This is a genomic window from Pseudoalteromonas luteoviolacea, assembly GCF_021654285.1.
In the GTDB taxonomy this organism is placed as follows: Bacteria; Pseudomonadota; Gammaproteobacteria; order Enterobacterales; family Alteromonadaceae; genus Pseudoalteromonas; species Pseudoalteromonas luteoviolacea_J.
Window position 1 is genome coordinate 24,617 of record NZ_JAKFZS010000001.1, and the last position, 20,456, is coordinate 45,072.

General features: G+C 41.5%; 15 protein-coding genes. 9 read left to right on the forward strand and 6 right to left on the reverse strand.

All coding sequences use genetic code 11. The features are described 5' to 3' along the window. Positions 1 to 30: 30 nt before the first annotated feature. Entirely contained in the window at positions 31 to 1,851 is a 1,821-nt protein-coding gene (locus L1077_RS00120; protein WP_237135072.1) for a cytochrome c peroxidase, read from the reverse strand. A gap of 340 nt (positions 1,852 to 2,191) precedes the next feature. Between L1077_RS00120 and L1077_RS00125 the strand changes: the two genes are divergently transcribed. Beyond that, positions 2,192 to 2,530, forward strand: a complete 339-nt coding sequence (locus L1077_RS00125) for a hypothetical protein (RefSeq protein WP_237135073.1) — start codon at positions 2,192 to 2,194, stop codon at positions 2,528 to 2,530. An 88-nt stretch (positions 2,531 to 2,618) separates the two neighbouring features. On the opposite strand, the gene L1077_RS00130 is transcribed toward L1077_RS00125, so the two are convergent. After that, entirely contained in the window at positions 2,619 to 4,016 is a 1,398-nt protein-coding gene (locus L1077_RS00130) for a hypothetical protein (RefSeq protein WP_237135074.1), read from the reverse strand. Positions 4,017 to 4,369: 353 nt separating this feature from the next. Next, the gene (locus tag L1077_RS00135) at positions 4,370 to 5,755 is read right to left on the reverse strand and encodes a hypothetical protein (protein WP_237135075.1); all 1,386 of its coding nucleotides are present in this window, start codon (positions 5,753 to 5,755) and stop codon (positions 4,370 to 4,372) included. A 262-nt stretch (positions 5,756 to 6,017) separates the two neighbouring features. Between L1077_RS00135 and L1077_RS00140 the strand changes: the two genes are divergently transcribed. Further along, positions 6,018 to 6,158: a hypothetical protein gene (locus L1077_RS00140; RefSeq protein ID WP_237135076.1), complete on the forward strand. Its 141-nt coding sequence runs from the start codon at positions 6,018 to 6,020 to the stop codon at positions 6,156 to 6,158. Positions 6,159 to 6,575: 417 nt separating this feature from the next. Here L1077_RS00140 and L1077_RS00145 read toward each other — a convergent pair whose 3' ends face one another. Further along, complete coding sequence (locus L1077_RS00145; protein WP_237135077.1) at positions 6,576 to 7,973, reverse strand: hypothetical protein; 1,398 nt, start codon at positions 7,971 to 7,973, stop codon at positions 6,576 to 6,578. A 71-nt stretch (positions 7,974 to 8,044) separates the two neighbouring features. Then, on the reverse strand, positions 8,045 to 9,433 hold the full coding sequence (locus L1077_RS00150) for a hypothetical protein (RefSeq protein WP_237135078.1): 1,389 nt from the start codon (positions 9,431 to 9,433) through the stop codon (positions 8,045 to 8,047). Positions 9,434 to 9,732: 299 nt separating this feature from the next. Here L1077_RS00150 and L1077_RS00155 point away from each other — a divergent pair, with 299 nt between their 5' ends. The 7 genes from L1077_RS00155 to L1077_RS00185 are packed head-to-tail and all read left to right on the forward strand — an operon-like array spanning position 9,733 to position 18,147. After that, on the forward strand, positions 9,733 to 11,001 hold the full coding sequence (locus L1077_RS00155; RefSeq protein ID WP_237135079.1) for an efflux RND transporter periplasmic adaptor subunit: 1,269 nt from the start codon (positions 9,733 to 9,735) through the stop codon (positions 10,999 to 11,001). A gap of 18 nt (positions 11,002 to 11,019) precedes the next feature. Continuing rightward, complete coding sequence (locus L1077_RS00160) at positions 11,020 to 11,715, forward strand: ABC transporter ATP-binding protein (protein ID WP_039608773.1); 696 nt, start codon at positions 11,020 to 11,022, stop codon at positions 11,713 to 11,715. An 8-nt stretch (positions 11,716 to 11,723) separates the two neighbouring features. Beyond that, on the forward strand, positions 11,724 to 13,091 hold the full coding sequence (locus tag L1077_RS00165) for an ABC transporter permease (protein WP_237135080.1): 1,368 nt from the start codon (positions 11,724 to 11,726) through the stop codon (positions 13,089 to 13,091). 4 nt (positions 13,092 to 13,095) lie between these two features. Beyond that, positions 13,096 to 14,319, forward strand: a complete 1,224-nt coding sequence (locus tag L1077_RS00170; RefSeq protein WP_237135081.1) for an ABC transporter permease — start codon at positions 13,096 to 13,098, stop codon at positions 14,317 to 14,319. Positions 14,320 to 14,363: 44 nt separating this feature from the next. Further along, positions 14,364 to 15,698, forward strand: coding sequence for a sigma-54-dependent transcriptional regulator (locus L1077_RS00175; RefSeq protein WP_237135082.1), 1,335 nt, complete (start codon positions 14,364 to 14,366; stop codon positions 15,696 to 15,698). Continuing rightward, positions 15,698 to 17,026, forward strand: coding sequence for a sensor histidine kinase (locus L1077_RS00180; protein ID WP_237135083.1), 1,329 nt, complete (start codon positions 15,698 to 15,700; stop codon positions 17,024 to 17,026). The genes L1077_RS00175 and L1077_RS00180 overlap by 1 nt, the downstream gene beginning before the upstream one ends. Positions 17,027 to 17,076: 50 nt before the next feature. Next, positions 17,077 to 18,147 carry a hypothetical protein gene (locus L1077_RS00185; RefSeq protein WP_237135084.1) on the forward strand — a complete coding sequence of 357 codons (1,071 nt, stop codon included), beginning with the start codon at positions 17,077 to 17,079 and terminating at the stop codon, positions 18,145 to 18,147. Positions 18,148 to 18,198: 51 nt separating this feature from the next. Here L1077_RS00185 and L1077_RS00190 read toward each other — a convergent pair whose 3' ends face one another. Then, on the reverse strand, positions 18,199 to 20,073 hold the full coding sequence (locus tag L1077_RS00190; RefSeq protein WP_237135085.1) for a S8 family peptidase: 1,875 nt from the start codon (positions 20,071 to 20,073) through the stop codon (positions 18,199 to 18,201). Positions 20,074 to 20,456 lie beyond the last annotated feature (383 nt).

Below are 20,456 nucleotides of genomic sequence, written 5' to 3' on the forward strand. Positions count from 1 at the left end.
GTGTACTCACACACCTGCTACAAGTTGTTTTTACAGTGCGTCTCCAGCACGATTTATGGCATCAAATTGATGGCCATCAGGTCCGCCATCTCGAAGCGGAATAAGCGCATTAATTTCATTACTACCAGACAAGGCATCCGGGTCAGTTAACGCGTGCAAAAATGCTGTAAGGTAACTGATTTGCGTCTCAGTAAAACCACGAATAATGGCATCGTCCCCCCGATCTGAGGCCGCACGATTTTGCGCATTCAATGCCAGAACATAATCTCCTGCCTCACCAACAACCTGTTCACATTGCTCAGCACTCAAGTGCTTAAACTGCGGTAAACCACAGGTTTCGTGCTCACCATAAAAACGCTCTAACGACCCTGTCACATCTGAGTAATGCTCAATAACACGCTCTAATGTGGCAAATACCCCTTTGTCTCCATACGGCGCGGTGATGCCCACATTTAATAAGCTTGGCATTCTAAATTGGTTTTTAAAGTTTCCATCTGCGACACCATGTACACCTATTTGCGGATACAACGGACCGCGAGTACGTTCAGGTGTAAACATCACACCATCATGACAATTTGCACAACCTGCTGCGGTATAAAAAAACAAGGCCCCTCGCTTTTGCCCTTCACTCAGTTTTTGCTTCTCGCCCTCGATATAGTCAAAAAATGGGTTATCTATGAACATAAATGACGCTTGGTAAGCGGCCATAGCACGCGCTATACGCAAGAAATTTATCTGTTCATCACCAAACGCCGCTACAAAGTGAGGCTTCCAATTATCGGATAGACGCTGTGCGATAAACTCCCGGTAAGCTTGTGGCGATTCAAAACCGCTGGGGTCACCCATTTCTGCTGCTGCGGTTATCGGAAAATGAGCCTGTGCCATCAACAAACGTAATGGATCTGAACTCTCTACCTCTTCATTCATCAAGCGTGTTACATCAAGTTCAGGTGTTTGTATATCTGCCGTTGAGACAGTACCCACCTCACTATCGCGGTTCGCTTCTCGTAACCGTACCCGTTGATCCCAAAACATACTGTCAACCCAAAGTGCAGAATTACATATTGGTGGTGAATTTCTGCCAACAGCAGGAACCGTCAGCCCATCACTGCGGCCCAGCCCCATGACATCAGCATCTTCAGCATTCACACCAATAGATAGCGATAAGCCATCACTGCCGCAACCTTGCGCAGGGTGATGACAGGAAGCACAGGAGGTATCAAAGTTCTGACTTAAGGCTTTACTAAAAAATAGGCGTTTACCAAGCTCTATCATTTGACTGTCTTCTTGTTGACGATAGCGCGCCACATATGCCTGCATATCTTCTAAGCCCGCTTTGAGCGTATAGTGCTCGATCAGCTTATCCATACAAGCATCCAGCTCCTGCGCTGGTATAGCATCCAGATCATTAGTGCCGCAGTGATCCACCAGCCTAGCAATCCCTACTCTGATCACCGAACCATTACGCATACCATCATTGGCAACATCGGTAAGTGTTTTTACACTATCGGTATTGGAACGTTGACTGATTTGTCTGCCCTGTGCTCTTGCCACAGCCACAACATGGTAAGTGTGCTCAAAATTAGGGTTCGCTGATGTATCAACATAAAAGGGCATTTTAGTACGACCAATGCGTTTACCATCACGAAATACGCGATAACCCGTAATGCCTTCAACACCAATAGGTGCCTGCCAACTCAGCCCAACTTCAGTTGTTGAGTGCACTTTAGCAATCAACTGAGTGGGCGCGGAAGACTCTATGGGTATGCTGGCATGAAGTGATGACGCCCATATTGTCAAAGGGATGAGTAAAAGTAGATTTATCGATTGACGGTAGCTTTTTCCAAACATTGCAGTTCCTCCATAATGACTACCTGGATTTGTTGGGGTTATGTCGGTAACCTACTTGGTTTTCCATATATCTATCCCGATAATAAAAACAAATGCATTAAAATCAGGTAATTAACAGGAACTAGGCCACCAGCACTGACTATGGAGATAAAATAAGGAAAAAATATGGATAATTTAAAAAACGACAACCATAAAGCATTAAATTTGACTTCAAAATATTAAATAGAGTCACTGAAAAGTATCAGTGATTTTGCTAGTGGTTATACCTTTAAGCTAGCCTGCAACTCCGAAATATGAAATAATTACCTCACTTGGAAACTAATATTTTATAGATTGTTAAATGGATTTAAACTATCCCATAGAGTCTACTTTCTTAGTCTTATCACTGTTATTTGCCATTACCCTAATACCCGCCAAAGTCACAATCCAGTTTATTGGTGCTGACTATGGCAATATTTTGCGCTGTGCACTCGCAGTATTCATTGCCACAATCACGACCTTATATGCAATAAGTGCCATTGATCATCTAATCGGAGTCATATTGTTATTCGCTTGGCTAGTCTTTATTTTTAATCGAATTTTAGGTATGTCTAAATCTTGGAGTAGTCTATTTACAATTTGGCTGGTACTCATGCAACTTGCTGTATTGCATGGACTTGGTGAATATGGTCTGAAATAAATCGTACACTAACCTAGCTCAACCTAGCTTACTTTTGGCACTTAGAAATGCAGCTTGGCTTCAGCCAAGCTACAATCCAAATTTTTAATTATTGATTTTGATATTTCTCAAAGAAATACACCGCCTGTACAAAAGATTTATACTCTTCACGGTCAAAATCAACAAATCGAGAAGATTGTCTAAACTCTCTATAATCTTTGAAGCCCTGTGGCGCATGAGGGTGGCCAAATATCGCAATTTCAAAACTTTGCATAGCAGAAAATTCTGCACTGTTAATGTCTAACAATTCACCAAATTGAAAGGCTGGTATAGTGCCCGATGTATCGCTCACTACATTCCAATTAACTGATTCGCCAGCAGAATCCGTAGGGTTTAAATACCACGACACTGCATGAAACCTATCATCCAAGTTGCTAAAGTCGTAATCAAAGCTAAAGCTGTTATTCATATTCCCAGATAAAAATCCAGCTTCAATACCTTTTGTATAATGGGTTGGCGGTTCAAATTCTAGTTGCCCTGTTTCTGTGATACTCGAACGAGAAGCATAATACCTGTCAACTGTATACTCGCCTACCGTTACCTCTTCATCCCAACGAGCTCGATACTGGTGCGCATCAGCTAAATCTGGAAAAATGAATTGCATAGCTGTTGTTGAAACAGAGAAAGTAACATCATATGGCTGATCGCTCTCTTGCGTTTTTTTATAAGATACGATGGATGCATTCCCAGCAAAGTCATCTTCTTCATTGTCAACAGGCACACCATCATAGATAAAGTCTTCTGCAACCAATTCAATTGTTAATGGCGTAATATAGTGTGAAGGTTCAACTTGTGCAGCTTTTGCAATCGAGCCATCTGGTGATACCAAGGCAAACCGGAAGACATCATCTCCAGTGCAATTTTCAATTTCTGATAGTCCCGGACCAGCAACCAAATGATCTGATATCGGTAAACCAAGGATATGGCCCCTTTGGGTAATGACTGAGTAGTTTGGGTACGTAGACTCAATTTCAGTATAGTCCACTCGCAGTGTGCGACAAGACGATACAGTTGGAGCAGTACAATTTTGATAAGCTTGAGGCGCTGAAACACTAATTGTTCCTAAATTTAGTCCATCTTCTATGTCCATATGGGTCACAACTTTGCTTCCATAAACCAAACGGTCTTTTACATCAAGATCGACAATAGAAATGTGTTTAGCATTGGTTGGAATACTTTCTTTAAATATACCATCTTCATTTGATGTGGCTTCCGCAACAACGGCTCCCTCTGCATCATGAAAAACAATGTTGACGTTTGGCTTTGGCTCTTCTCCAGCACAGCCATTAAACACGGTTTTTAATTCTATGCTTTTTAGGGCAGGCGGTGTCACAGGGTTTGGCTTTTCTGTTACTACAGGGTCAGTTCTATCTTTTGATGAAGAACCGCATCCAGCAAGACCCAATGCAGCAACGACAGGGAGAAGTACAAATAAACCACTTTTCATTTTTTTTCCTTTTTATTTTTATAAAAATCACTTTTTCTCATATATTTTAAAGCATTATAAAGGGGGACTACAACCTACTCAGGTCACTTTTCTTAAGATCAGCATATGTAAATAAATGACTGAAGATCAAATTAGATATATGCCCCTTGGTCATTTTTTGTCACGGCTACATAACTGACTTGCTGTCAATGTTTGTATTGAAGTACTGATTACAAGATCTATTGATGGTTTGTTTCACTTCAACACAACTTGTGATTCAGCAGGGGGTGAGATTAATAGGCCTTTGAGTGATATCAAACCTCATGCAGACGGCATTAATACCACTTTAATCAATAATTCAGCACATACAGTACTTAATCAATACGACCACTTTTATTTATGAATTTATAGTCAAATTGTATATAAGATTGGTTTTCAGCTTTTGAAAAATCGTCTTTGTCCTGGGTCGCTAAAAAGGTGCGGTAATCATTCAATGCCGCAGGGCCTTTTGGATATGCCGACAAACTGATTTGAAATGATGACAGCCCATTAAACTCAATATTGTCTACAGTGAACGCGTTACCAAATTGAAACTCTGGTATGTTACCCGCTGTACCACCGGCAATATGCCATTGATAGCTTTCGTCTTCGCTAGACGAAAACGAAAATTGCCAGTCAACTAGCTTTAATCTCTCATCCAATGCGCTAAAGTCATAGCTAAAACTGAAATTACTGCTGTCATGACTAGATAAAAATGCCTGCCCTAGACCATTATCTAATTCAACAAGCTCGGTAAAGTTCACTTCCCCCTCAGAGGAAATTGCAGATTCTGAGTAGCTTGTGCGTATCAGCTGGAAAATATCTAAATCGGTATCATCACTCACTTTTACGGTGTACTGCGAATAGTCAGCTAAATCAGGAAAAATGGCATTTGCTGTTATAACAGGCATATTAAACAATAATTTATAACTATCACCCTCTTGCTTTCCCTTTATATAGGAAGCAATAACTATGTCAGCGCCCTCATCCAGCTCAGGCTCCGTAACGGCTACGCCATCATAACTAAAGTCTTCAGCTAACAACTGAAACACGCCAGTATTAGCATCGGCATTCGGTTCAACATGAGCAAGTTTGACTATCTCTTTATCATCCGACACAGCCACAAATGGAATGAACTTTTCGCCTCTGCAAAGATGCGCATCTTTCAATAAATCGCCTAACGGTTTCTTGTACACGTAACTCAAAAAGGTTGAGTCGAAGCCTTTAGTCAATATCTTATAGTCGGGGTATGTTAGTGCAGCGTCTCCTACATCAACAAAGTAGGTATGACAAGGTATCGCCGTGATGACACTACACTCTTGCGGTGAATCAAATACCATGGTGCCCAGATTGACATCTCCTGATATATCCATGTGTGTGTATATTTTTCGAAGCGTACGACTATCTTCTCGGGCAATCGTATCTACAACAGAGATATGTTTAGCGTTTTCAGGAATATTTCCTTGATAAGCGCCATTTTCATCTGGGTTCCCCGTGGCAACAACCCCCCCGTTTTCATCATGAAAAATGATTTCAATATCAGTGCTGCTATCTGCCGTAGTACATCCACCGAACACCGCATTGAGTGTCACAGAGCCAAGTTCTGGGGCTGGCACTATTGGAGCAACTACAACTTTATCGTCGTCTGAAGAACCACAGCCTGATAACACCACAAGTACTGCACTGGTAACAAACGCATTTTTAAGGTTTAATTTCTTCATTTTATTTCCTTTTAAAACAACTGGGTAATTCCAATCAAAATCGGAACAAACCTTAGCACGAGGACTCCCCAATAAAAGTTAATAAATGTTACTCTATGCTATTGTTTGCAACTCAAACGCCTGTGACGCAATATCCATTGTCCTCCCGCCTCCTACTGAAAAATGAAAAATGAAAAATGAAAAAACAATAAATACAAAACTTTAAAAATTAGTACAGCTTGATATAGGAAAGATACAACATAGCTTCAAGGAGTCGAACATCATGCTCCCTAACACCTCTCAACACACGAAAAATCAACCAACAAAAAATGGCTGCTCTCATGCCATAGAGGCATTGAGCTCACTTGCACAGCAGCGCTCCCATCTAAAAGATTTTCTCTATGGTTACCAGCAGAAAGGCTGATATCCAACAAATAGCTCAAGGTGAAACGGTGACATCCATATTGGTAAGGGTAAAAATAGGTTTATCGATTAACACTTGTTTTACCAAACATTGTAGCTTCTTCATAACGCTTACCAAGACTTGTTGGGTTATGTCAGTTGCCTAATATGTTTTCAACAAATTCACCCCAATCATATAAAACATTATAAAATCATATTATTAAACAAATACAAGCCACCAGCCTGAATCGGCCCATGAACTAATAATCTAGTTTAGTAACTTATATTTTATAGAGCGTTCAATGGATTTAAACTATCCTACAGAGTCTGCTTTCTTAGTCTTGCCCTTTTATGAATACTCGGTAAAATCATGGGTCAATTTAAGGGTTAAAGGTAGTTTGGTATATCACCCAAACCACCTTTAAGACAATCACTTCCCTCAAAGCTTTCTGAAAGAATATATTGCTTGTACAAAAGACTTATACTCAGCTTTGTCAAAATCAGCATATTTGTGTTGTCGTATAAACTCTCTATACGCTTTAAAACCTTCAGGTCCATAAGGGTGAGACCAAAGCATAATTTCAAAATTTCCCATTGCAGCAAAATCAGCACTATGAATATCTAATAGTGTTCCAAATTGAAATTCAGGGATCGTGCCAGAGGTATCGCTCAAAATTCTCCACTGAAGTGATTCACCCGCAGCATTAGTGGGAAAGAAATTCCAACTCACCACTCGAAGTCGGTCATCTAGATTGCTAAAGTCATAATCAAAACTGAAACTATTGTTCACATTACCAAGTAAAAAATCAGCTTCAATACTATTTGTTAAGGAAATGGGAGCCTCAAAGTCAAACTGTCCAGATTCTGTAATAGTCGAACGTGAGGAGTGACGTCTACTAATCGCATATTCGCCAATTTCTATGTCTTCATCCAAATAGGCGCGGTACTGGTGATATTCAGCTAAATCTGGAAAGATAAATTGCATCGCCGTAGTCGATGCAGAAAAAATAGTTTTATATGGGTAAGCCCCTTCTAAATCTACCTCTTCTTTCAGATATGACGTAATGGATGATTCACCTTCAAATTCTGAATTAGCCGTGTCAACAGCCACACCTTCGTATATAAAATCTTCAGCAACTAATTTCACAGTCAATGGTGTAAGGTATTGCGAAGGTTTAACACTCGCAGCTTTTGCAACCGTACCATCTGGTGACACTAACGCAAACTGAAAGACATCATGTTCACCACAGCTCTGAATTTCCGTGAGGCCAGGCACAGTATCTAAATGGTCAGGGTTATGCAAACCAAGGATATTGCCCCTTTGGCTAACCACTGTGTGGTGAGGATATGCACTTTGTATCTCTGTGTAATCCACTCGCAATTCAATGCATGGTGATACTGCCGGTACGTCACACCCTTGATAGCTGTTAGGCACATTAAAACTCACTGTGCCTAAATTTAACCCATCTTCTATGTCCATGTGGGTCACGACTTCGCCATTAATTTGCAACCCATCTTTGATATCAGTATCGACAATAGAAATATGTTTGGCGTCTGCAGGGATATCCCCTTTAAATATCCCTTCTGAGTTTGATGCACCTTGTCCAACAATCGCGCCTAATGCGTCGTGAAACACAATATTGACATTCGATTTTGGTTCTTCGCCAGCACATCCCTCAAACACCGTTTTTAACTCTATGCTTTTTAGAGCTGGTGGTATAGCGGGCGTGGGAGTTTCAGTCACCACCGGGCTGGGTTCATCTTTTGATGAGGAACCACATCCCGTAAGACTCAATGCAGCAGCTACAGGCAGCAACACAAATATATTTTTTTTCATTCTTGTCCTTTTTTTCTAAGAAATGATTTTTTATTCACGAACTAGCATATGGATAAAGAATACCCAGCCACCTAATCAGCCCTATTACTATGAGAATAATGTTTGTAAATATACGATTGAGCTTCTACGTGAGTGTGATCCACATCCCCTTCTTTTGTCATATCGGCCACTCTGCTTCTGTACGTATTGAGGTCTGTGGAAATATCTGGGAACCCAGACAAAACAAGACTTATGTGCGAGAACTTTGACAGTTCTAGACTGTTCTGGTTTAACAACTGACCAAATTCAAAAGACGGTACACTCCCTGCCAAGTCCCCTGAGATCCGCCAGTTATATAGATCAGACGCTACATCAGTAAATTTGATTGTCCAAATCACCTCATTGACCCGCTCATCCATGTGTGTAAAGTCATAACTGTATTGTAAGCTATTGAAAGACATCAACATGTCCAAAGGGGTAGAATCAATTTCTATCGGCGCTTCAAGTTGGATCTGCCCAGTTTCGTCAATGCGAGACACAGAGCCACTGTAAATAAAATATCTTTCATTATTTACGGTAACATTACTTCTTCTCCCAGCATTATAAAATCTAAATGCTTCAAGCTCTGGAAAGATAAACGATATTTCGCTAGAGACGGGCTGCTCGACCCCTGAAGCCGCAAAAGCACGAATATCAAAGACGGGCTGCTCGAACCCTGGAGCCGCAAAAGTACTAATATCACTGTGGTGTAAGTTTTCCAACCCAGGATCACTCACCGCAACGCCAGAATAGACAAAATCGTCCGCTTGTAAATATACCTGTTCGTCAAGAGCCAGGTTTGACAGCTTAGCAGCCTGTGCAGAAGTACTGTCTGGAGAGATAAGCGCAACATGATAGTTATCCTGATCATCACAAACACTGAGTGTAATTGGGTAGGTACTTGAATCCGCTTGACCCAAAATACGAGTATCCCCTTCACCCGTGATCAGTGTATAACCTTCATAAGCAACATCCAGTTTAGATGTATCTAATGAAACTGAGCTACATCTGGGTACTACAAGTGAACATGAAGGTGCATTATCTGGACGGATAAACAAGATTGAACCTAAATTAACGTCTCCACCTATATCCATGAAAGTTCGAATCACTCTATTTTGCGGTTGCTCACTCCTTGGCTCTACCACAGACAAATGCACGGCCTGATCTGGAATTGCGCTCTTAAATTCACCATTCGCATCAGAAGTATGCGTTGACACAACGCCGCCACTTGCGTCATGAAAAACAATATCCACATTTGGATAACGTTCATCACCGTTACAGCCGTCATAAACGGTTTTTAATGCAACTTGATTTACCTCAGGTAAGGGAGGGGCAGGCGGCATAACTATATCTTGGTTATCTTTATCTGAAGAACCACACCCTGAAAGAGCAAGTAAAACTGCTGCACTGACTAGTGCGTATTTATTATTTATATTTATCATGTAAATTCCTTTAGAGCTCACTTAGATTTAAATCTAAACCGGTACAAATGTTAACATAAATAGACCTGCCAAACGTTAAGAAATATTAATCTCAATACTTATTTGGTCCTTGACTTTACATGTCATATTGCGTCCGTTGTCCGCCTTAATTTACTGTCCGCGTACTGTCCGGTGTCCGTCCGACTCCCAATTCACCCCATAACGAAAAACAAAAAACAACAATAAATACAATAAGTTAAAAGTTGGCACATAGCTTGATATAGGAATGAAAACGACATAGCTTCAAGGAGTCGGACATCATGATCCGCAATACATCTCAGCAGGACAAAGTAATTACAAAGAGATCGAATAACAAAAAATGGATGCTTTCAAGCATTGGGGCCATTGGACTTATTAGCGCAGTGGCGTTCTCGTATGAAAGCTTCTCTACACTCCTATCCGCAGAACAGGTGGTATCAACACAACAGCTAAAAACAGCTCAGGTGGTACGTGGCGATATGATCCAAGATATACGTGTTGAAGGTCGCACCCTTGCCGCCGTCAGCCCGTCACTGTATGCCATTGCTTCAGGTACTGTGACACTCCATGTCAAAGCTGGTGATACCATTACCAAAGGGCAAGTATTAGCGAGCTTAGATAGCCCAGAATTGCATAATCAGCTGCTTCAAGAAGAGGCCACGTTAAGACGCATTGAAATGGAAGTAAAGCGTCAACAGATCGCTATCAAACAACAGCAATTAGATAATACACAAGACATGGAACTCGCAAAAGTCGAACTAGAAGCCGCACAAAGTGAAATGGCCCGGGCCAATGCCAGTATTGAGAAGCAAATTATCTCCAAGTTAGAGCTAGAACAAACCATGGTCGAGCTCAAACGCGCGGAGCTCAATGAGCGTCACGCAATCGACAGCTTAAAACTTTCTCAAGAGCAGCTTAACTTTGAATTACAAAGCACCCAACTTGATTTAGATAGACAACGCCACCTGGTAGCTAACTTGCAAAGACAAGTTGATGCGCTCACGCTAATTTCGCCGCTTAGCGGTATTGTGGGCAATTTAAACGTCCAGCAAAAACAGCATGTACAAAGAGACAGCGAGTTGATGTCTTTAGTCGATTTAAGTGAACTTGAAGTGGAAGCTTATATTCCAGAAAACTTAGCGGATGAATTGGGCATTGGGTTAACTGCAAAAGTACAGATCAACAATCAATACTTCCCTGCAACACTGATGGCCATCTCTCCAGAGGTAGAAAATGGGCGTGTATCAGGTCGCATACGCTTTGATGAACAACCAAAAAGTTTAAGACAAAATCAACGTGTTAATGCACAAATCATTATCTCCCATAAGAAAAACATACTCAAAGTTGACCGTGGCGCATTTATTGAAACTGGGTCTGCCTCAACAGCCTATAAAATAAGCAACGGCAGTGCCCACCGAACTGATATTCAGCTAGGCGTAAAAAGCATCAGAGAAGTTGAAATCAAAAGCGGCTTGCAGGTCGGTGATACCATAGTAATATCTAGCCTCGCACCATTTCAACAAGCGCAACAAGTCATACTAAGTGAATAAAAATAAAAGGATAAACCCATGCTAAAAATGAATAACATCAGCAAAATTTACCGCACAGACTTAGTCGAGACACATGCACTGAGTGGTGTTAACCTCACCGTAGATGAAGGCGAGTTTATCGCTGTCACCGGTCCGTCAGGATCTGGTAAAACAACCTTTTTAAATATCACAGGTTTACTAGAGACGTTTGAGGAAGGTGAATATATCTTGGATGGTGAAGATGTCAGTCAGCTCTCAGACAAGCACCTATCAAGACTTAGAAATGAAAAAATTGGCTTTATTTTTCAGGGCTTCAATCTAATTGCTGACCTTAACCTCTACGATAATATTGAAGTCCCATTAATCTTCCGTGGTATCAATCAAAAAGAGCGAAAGCAACGCATTGAAGAAAGCCTTGAGTTGGTAGGTCTAGGTAGCCGTGCCAACCACTACCCCGCCCAGTTAAGTGGTGGCCAGCAGCAACGTGTCGCCATTGCAAGAGCACTTGCTGGTAAACCACGATTTTTACTCGCCGATGAACCAACAGGTAACTTGGATACCATGATGGCACGTCAAGTCATGGAGCTGTTGCAAGATATCAACCGTCAAGGCACCACACTTATCATGGTGACACATGACAATGAACTAGCACAGCGCGCGCACCGTAATATCCAGATCTTAGACGGTCAAGTCAGTGACATTGCTAAGAGCCAACTTACAGATTTAGCGGTATAGGTGAATATATGAAAGACGCTCTTCACCTTGCATGGCAAGGGTTTAAACAAAAATCCAAATTAACAACCTTGATGATAGTCAACCTCGTCATCGGCATTACCTTGTTGCTTACAATGAGTACCATCATAGATCAAAGTGGCCGCTCTGCGATGTCACATAAGCTAAACGAGCTTAATCATATCAGTCTTAACTATATGGACAGCGAATTCGACAGACGCCATGCATTAAGGACACCGCCGATGACTTACCGTGATGCGCAAGCACTATCGATGGCGTTTGAGAAAAAAGAAGTCTCATTAGCAAACCTGAGCTTTAATTACACCACGTCATTTATTTTGGATCTCAATGATAATAGTGCAAGACCTCTTAATGCCACGGGCTCCGCAGTAGATGAACACTTCTTTGCAATCATGGACGCACCATTTTTATTTGGCAACCCTTGGCCTAAAAATATGAATGACTCAGCAATTATAGTGCTCGAGAAAAAAGCCAATGACCATTTATTCGCAGGTCAAAACTCTGTCGGTAAATTCGTCGTGATCAATAATCAACAGCTAGAAGTTGTCGGTGTTATAGATTTATCGCATCACACTTTTCGTTTTCAAAATAATAGCTTTAGTAATAGAGAAAATGATCTTGCCTTCATTCCCTTAAACTATGCAATGGCAAATAACTTACCTCGAGTTGGCTATATGCCATGTATGACGAAAGAAGAGCCGCTACGCACCGAGTTCCGTCAGTCAAACATGACGGGGTTAAAAAGTGCGGAATGTGGTTTTCTGCATACTTGGGCACAAGTCAGCACTGATAACGCACAGCAACAAGTAGACGAATTAACACTATGGCTTAGGAATTATACCCAACAGCAAATGAGTCAAGGACGCTTCCCACACAATGAGCCTTATTATGTCCAATCTTTAAAACTATTACATGACACTATTTATAGCTTTATGGACTGGGAACGTGTCTATCTGAATTTTGCTTATCTGCTTTTTGCCATCACCTTGGTCAACACCGTTGGGATTTTACTGGCTAAAAACCAACATCGTGCAAAGTTAGTGTCTTTATACAGGGCGCTCGGTGCCAATCGAATGTACATCATCAAGCTGCAAGTCATTGAGCTATTAATCGGCGCAACCATTGCCATTACTTTAGGCTTAGTAGGCGCACAGTTAGGCTTATATGTCATGTACCTTTTGGCTATGTATTCGATGGATTACGTCGGTGTTGCAGAGCAAGTACAAAGGCTTTACAACATGGATATTTGGTTTGCTTTCAAAGCAGCTCTTAGCATTTATGCCACCATTTTGATTGCCGGCTTGTTCCCTATCATCACTGCCAGCCGCATTGCGCCTGCATCTCAATTAAGAGGATAAATTTATGGCGATTAAACATATTTTAAAACTCATTTTAAAGCATAAAAGTATCTCTTTGCTGATCACCTTGCAAATTGCCATCGCAGTGACCATTATCGGTAATACCAGCTTTATTAGTTACCGTACCTTGCAAAATTGGCTGATCCCCTCTCATATTGCAGAGCAGCAGATAGTCAATGTCTATACCCGCGTTTTCGATAAAAACCTTGATAAAGGCGCTCTCATTGAGCGAGATTTACAAACCCTACAGTCCATCGCTGGTGTTGAGAGCGTTAGCTATGCCGCAAACGAATTAGTGCTAGCAACAGTGAACGGGCGTAACTTTGCTCACGCGACACTGGATGAAGATAAGCAGGGTGAAAACGTTGCGCTTTTTGCACAAACACCAGGAGGGCTTGAAACGCTTGGTATTCAGGTGACTCGAGGTCGTAGTTTTTACGATACAGAGTATATATTCGGTCACGCTAGTGAAGGTCAAAGAGCAAGTGTTGTGATGATAAGTAATGCGCTTGCTACCGCTTTATTTCCTGAGCAAAGTGCACTTGGGCAAACCGTCTATCTTCATAACGACCGTCTTCCTTATCAAGTTATTGCGACTTATCAAGACATGATGTTAGGTGAAGCAGCGGCTTACACCAACAGTTGGTATCACTCAGCGATTATTCCAGAAGCTCACTTTAGCACTAACAGCCAAGTAAACTATTTGGTCAAGGTAGCGGAAAATACTGACGATGCAATCTTTGAAACCATTGAGAACACACTATTTGAAGAAGAAGGCCGCTTAGTTCAGCAAGTAGAATTTGCAGCGCGTGCCAAAAAACGACTATGGGATGGCCGTAGTACCTTTGCATTTATTATGATGGGGATCAGTGCCATCGCTATCCTCGTGACAGGTGTTGGGATCATCGCACTGGTTTCATTTTCCATCTCTGTTCGGAAAAAAGAAATTGGCGTACTTCGAGCTCTGGGCGCCTCTCAAGCCAGAGTAATGAGAACATTATTATTAGAAAATTCAATCTTAGCCATAGTGGGCATTGCCTTTGGTTTATTTGCAGCCATGTGGCTTAACCAATACTTTGTAACCAACCTGCGTATTCAAGGCTTAATAGTCCCATGGCTGGCTGCAGCAGTTGCCCTTTGTATTTGGGGACTAAGTGCCTCAGCTGTCTATATCCCAGCGCGAAAAGCAGCTAAAATATCTCCAGCACAGGTTACAAAAACCAGTTAAATAACAAGCCGGTACATGGTACCGGCAACAATAATGATAAGAATATGCAAAATAAAATACTTGTGATTGACGACAATCAGGACGTTATAAAAGCGCTTAAGCTATTATTTTTACTCAATGACATTGACTGTGACGGCGCAACAAGCCCAGAGCAAGGCCTCGATATGCTCAACAGCCAAGCTTATGACTTAGTCATCCAAGATATGAACTTTAGCCAAGACACCACTTCTGGCGCAGAAGGCCAGACGCTATATCAAGCGATCCGTTCATTGAACCCTGACTTACCCATTATCCTACTTACCGCCTGGGCAAATTTAGAAACCGCTGTCGCCCTAATTAAAGATGGAGCAGCAGATTATTTAGAAAAACCATGGCGAGAAGAAAAGCTACTCAAGTCAGTCAATCAATTACTCGAAATATACCGCCTAGAAAAAGCACAATTCCAACAGCAAACGCAAGCCAGAAATCGGGCAAATAAGCTGGCAGAACAATTTGATTTAGTCGGTCTTATCTATGCAGATCCGGCCATGCTTAACTTATTGGAAATCGCAACCCAAGTCGCGCACTCAGACGCACCAGTACTCATAACTGGACCCAATGGCGCCGGCAAAGAAAAAATCGCCGAGGTGATCGTCGCTAATAGCGCCTACCGCAGCAATGCTTTTATCAAAGTCAACGCGGGTGCGCTTCCCGCTGATTTAATCGAAGCAGAATTATTTGGTGTTGTCGGTGGCGCGTATACAGGGGCCACTAAAAGTCGGATCGGAAGATTTGAAGCAGCCGATGGTGGCACCCTATTTTTAGACGAAATTGGTAATCTGCCACTGTCTGGGCAACAAAAGCTATTGCGCGTGTTACAAACTGGCGAATTTGAACCTGTAGGCAGTAGCCAAACAAAAAAAGTAAATGTACGTGTACTGAGTGCGACCAACGCCAATTTATCAAACGCAATTGCGCAGGGCACATTCAGAGAGGATCTTTACTATCGATTAAACATGATCGAGTTAAAGTTACCCGCACTGATGGAGCGACCAGACGACATTATCCCACTCGCAAATCATTTTATCGAGGATAATAAACAGCTAAGTTCAGGTGCTGTCAATGCGCTAAAACGTCATACTTGGCCGGGTAATGTCAGAGAGCTACAAAATGTGATTGGCCGTGCACAGTTACTTGCAAAAAGTGACCTCATTGAAGCCTCTGATTTAGGACTGAAAACTAAGCCTGCTAATTCAGCAACCAATACAGAATTGTCAGCACAGGATATACAAAACGCATTGAGTAGCCATCAAGGCAATGTCACGCATGCAGCAAAAAGTTTAGGCCTCAGTCGCCAAGCTATGTATCGACGCATGGATAAATTTGGAATAGCACGCTGATGGACACAACTTTCACGTCTTTGGCTGGAAAAATGGCCGCATTTTGCACAGCCTTTATTGTACTTGCAGTGTCAATTCAAACTGCTTTTGTTTTCATAGGCGCACCTATCTTAGTTGCACTCCCTCTCTCATTATTGATCACGTTGCCTTTCCTATTTTTTTGTTGTGAGTATATATTTCAACAACACAAAATGATTATTGATACACTCACAAATGGCCTAAAAAGCCTTTATGACAATGATTTTTCTATCCGTATAGCCGAGCAAACACACTCGGAGTTAGGCACAGCTATTCACATGTATAATAAGCTCACCAAACAGTTAAAAAAGCAAAGGCAGACCCTCAATCAGCGAGAAATATTACTTGATAGTATTGTACAAGCTTCCCCCATGGGTATTGTATTGGTAGACCCCTACAAACACATTGTGTATTTTAATAACGAATCTACCCTATTATTACAATCCTCGAAACTTGACGGTATGACTTTGCATCAATGCTGTGAAAACCTCCCTCCACAACTGCAAAAGTCAATTATGCAGGCACAATCTGGATTGATAAGCTTTGAGCACAATGATGTAAAGCAAAGTTATTACCTAAGTTTTAAAACAGTCACCTTTAACCATCAACCACATCAATTAATGATCATCAAAAATGTCTCTGTAGAGTTAGGGCAAGAAGAGCTACATATGTGGAAAAATGCCATTAGATTGATTAGCCATGAGCTGAATAACTCATTGGCCCCCATTAGCTCGCTGACATCATCAGCTCAAAATATGCTCAACAACAATAAACATCTCGATTTACTCCCTGATATATTGCATACGGTAGACCAACGAGCACAAAATTTAAGTGAATTTATTGCGCAATATGCGCGTTTTGCGCGCTTACCTAAGCCAAATCAAGATTACCATGCAATTCAGCCGCTATTTGACCAAGTCAGTGCGCTGTATTCGTTTGAGCTGCTCGAACCATTACCCGTCGAACAAGCTTACTTTGATAGTACACAAATTGAGCAGGTATTGATTAACATCTTAAAAAATGCCCATCAGTCTGGCAGCGACCCCGAACAAATCGCCGTTAAAGTAGTAAAAGATTACAATCGCCTTCGCGTCGCCGTCGTCGATCGCGGCAAAGGGATCAATAACGGTAACCTGCATCAAGCACTCTTACCTTTTTATTCGACTAAACCTGACGGCAGTGGGATCGGTCTTAGCTTGTGCAACGACATCATTCATGCACATCAAGGACAACTCAAGCTAAAAAACCGAGTACAAGGCGGCTTGATGGTTGAATTTGATATCCCTTTAAGAGACACTCAGTATCTGTAAGGACAAAGCTAAACAATTAAAAAAAGTTAGCCTATACAAAGGACTTAATCATGTTATGTTATTCTCGGTTTTGGATCAGTATTGGTGCCTTGACTCTAGCAGCGTGCCAAACCACAAAAACCAGCGCCCCTCCTTCTCCTACCAAAGTTCCTTGCTGGTTACATAACCCGGTGTCATCACAACAAATCGGTTTTATTGGTACAGCCGCGCCATTCAGCGCTATCAAAGACGGCTCCATTATCGCTAGCAGACAAAGAGCGGTCTCACAGTACACTCAATACTATGGACTGCCTAGTGCTCATGAAGCGGTTAAAACACTACCTGCTACACAAAACAGCTTCACACTAAAAAATGGTCAAGTACTGTACTTTTCAGAGCCATATACAACCTCAGATACCTTATACACATATGTGAGCACCAGGCCAGCCCTCAACAGTAATCAATGTGAAGCGATCACATGCAACTTCAATTTATGTGAACCGAAATGGCTATGTAGTGGGGAGAATAATCACGTCATCGGCGCAAGTTATTATACAGCCTCTGCATATCAGCAACTCCCAATGACTGCAACTAATGCAAAAGCACTCGCTGGTTACCTTGCGCAAGCAAGCGTTAATATGCAAGAACGCTATGTTGAATCTTTTTCAGAACAGCAACATGCCTCTCAATTTTCCCGACAAGGCGAGGTAATAAGTAGCGATTATCAGCACCCCTTACTATTGACACAAAGTTGCCATTATGGTTCAACATTATTTTCGGCCTATCAAACCAATCTACCGTTAAATAAACAAATAACGCAGCAAACTTGGCGAGATATACAGCAATATCAAGGTAGAAGTGTTGTTATGGGTAACTTTGGTGAAGATGGCACCATCGCACCGGATAACTTAATCAGTAGCGCTATCAAATACGCCATTCGTGATGCATTGGTTGAGATTGCAAAAAGCAAAGGCGTTACTGTCTCAGCATCCAGCACTTTACTCAATCAAAATGGCAGCTACTATTTAAGTGATGCTCAATTTGATATTCAACAAACAGTCAGCGGTCAATTATTGGATTTACAGATCAACTACAAAGAAGGGTTTCCCGTCGTCTACGTATGGCTACTTGAGGTGAATTAATAACAGACAACCTCATGTAAGTAGGGGCGTCAAAACGCCCCAAAATATGTCTTAACCACCACAAGTTAAGCTGAGCCCTTTACAGCTATAAGTGGAGTTTTCATCTTCTAATCCAGAGAAATCCAAAATGCTGTATCCGCCATCGGTTGAGGTTGAGTTCGTTTGATTACTTGAATCACACTCCCCTTGTACTTGCCACATTTTTGTTGTCTGACTTGGCATTACACCTTTATTCCAATAATACGCACTATAAATCTTACCCTCATGAGTAACCTGCTCTCCACCATCGTAAGGTTTATTGTGATACCAACTCTGTGGGCACTCAGGCGTCTTTCCAGATTGCAGATAAGTCAGTGCCTGTGCAAAGTTTGGCAAGCCATGACCATATACACTATCTTTACCTGAATGACCTAAATCATGACTGGTAGCTTTAAGCGCATCAAGAATCTGCGTTCTGCTCCAATCAGGGTTTTGAGACCATAATCTCGCAATACCACCAGAGATAATTGCTGTTGCTTGAGAGGTACCCGCACCCACTACGTAGTCACTGTGATAGCTGCTAATTGAAACCGACATATTTGACTCATCGCTCATCGCTGGCCACTGATGTACTAATAAAGTTGGGAACTCCGTATAATAATCAACCCCTTTCAGACGTCCCTCTGGATGCTGTGGATAATTTATCATCAATACTTTACCACCAGCCGAGACACAGCTAGACTGTGCATTGCTCAACTGCTGACGAGTCTCATAAGACAAGGTGCGCTCTGTCATTTGCTGCTGCACATCATCAGCAGATAAAGTATGTACGCACTGCTCAGGTAGGGTTGTTTGCATTGACTGGCTGCTAACACCGACATCAATTTGTGTGTATTTCAGAACATCAGAAACAGATCCACTGTGCTGAATTACAACTTCTTGAACCGCATAGTGACTTCGATTGGCCGTGGAAATAATTTTACTCCCCGGTGCAACAAAATCTATATTCTGATTAGTTGGCGAAAAAGAGGCGATTGTTCCATCTGTTTCTAATGCGCCTATGGATAAAACATTATGATATGAGGCTGGATAATGTAAAACATCATCATGTCGACCTTGCTGTTTTTTCTCTGATGTCCCATGGTTACCAGCTGCTGCAACAAAAATCAGTCCTCGGTCATAAGCTAACCTGTCAATAACAGACATCGTCATTGGAGAAAACTGCTCCCCACTCAAAGACATATTTATTACTTTAGCACCTGAGTTAGCGCAAACTTCAATTGCTTCGATTAAATTACCACCCCATATCGCTGAGTTTTGACCATTGGCTGTTTTAATTAATTTGTGAACTTGAAGGCGAGCAACCCCATCACTTAAGGCGCCCTTTACACCAAAGCCATTGCTTTGAGCCGCAATGATACCGGCCATATGCGTACCGTGACTAAGCGCATCTTGATCCCAAAAGCCAGCATAAACGCTGTGATAGCCATGAATATTAATAGGTAAGTCAGGGTGATTGCTGTCTACGCCTGAATCGATAACACACACTGAAATATCATTCGTTGCAGATGGAAGCTTACTGATTGATGTTGCACGTAACCAATAGGGCTCAAGCTCACTATTTGCTAACACGTCTAGGCTATTAGTAGTAGCGTTATAGTAATCAAGTGAATTACTACTTAAGGAAAGACCATAATCAGCTTCAAAGGTAACGCCTTCAATATGACTTAACTCTTTGACTTGCAATGATGATAATACCCCTTGAGCAATCACTTTATCGCCACTTTGTCCTATCACCTTTAAAGAGCTCAGTATACTGTGAGATAGCTGTCCGTTCTTAAATTGTACTAGATAAGCACCGTCGTGACTTTGCTCCTGTGCAATTGCACTCATGCTCAAACTACCTAATACACTTAAAAAAACTGCATTTCTTTTAAAAAAACCCATACTAACTCCTAGCAAAGCTATGTTTATATTTTTATTTTATTTATCCTTAAACCCCTGTTTTCATGCATTTAACTATTAAACCTTCTCTGGATATCTACTTCCTTCAATACGATATTTATACCTATTTACAAAAAGTTTAGATTGATAACCTTACCTTCAAGAAGGTGACCACTCAAGATAATTGTTAAATTCAAGATAGACCTATTCAAGACTTTTTATAAAAACGGATAAGTTACGCGCAAAACATAGTCAAAATTAATCAATTGACGCACCTCTCCTTCACAATTCGAGACTCAAATCCTGAATAGAAAACAGGCTTTCAATAATTTAAAACGCCAACTTGATTAAAAAATAACAAGTTAAACTGTAAAAATTAAAAAAAA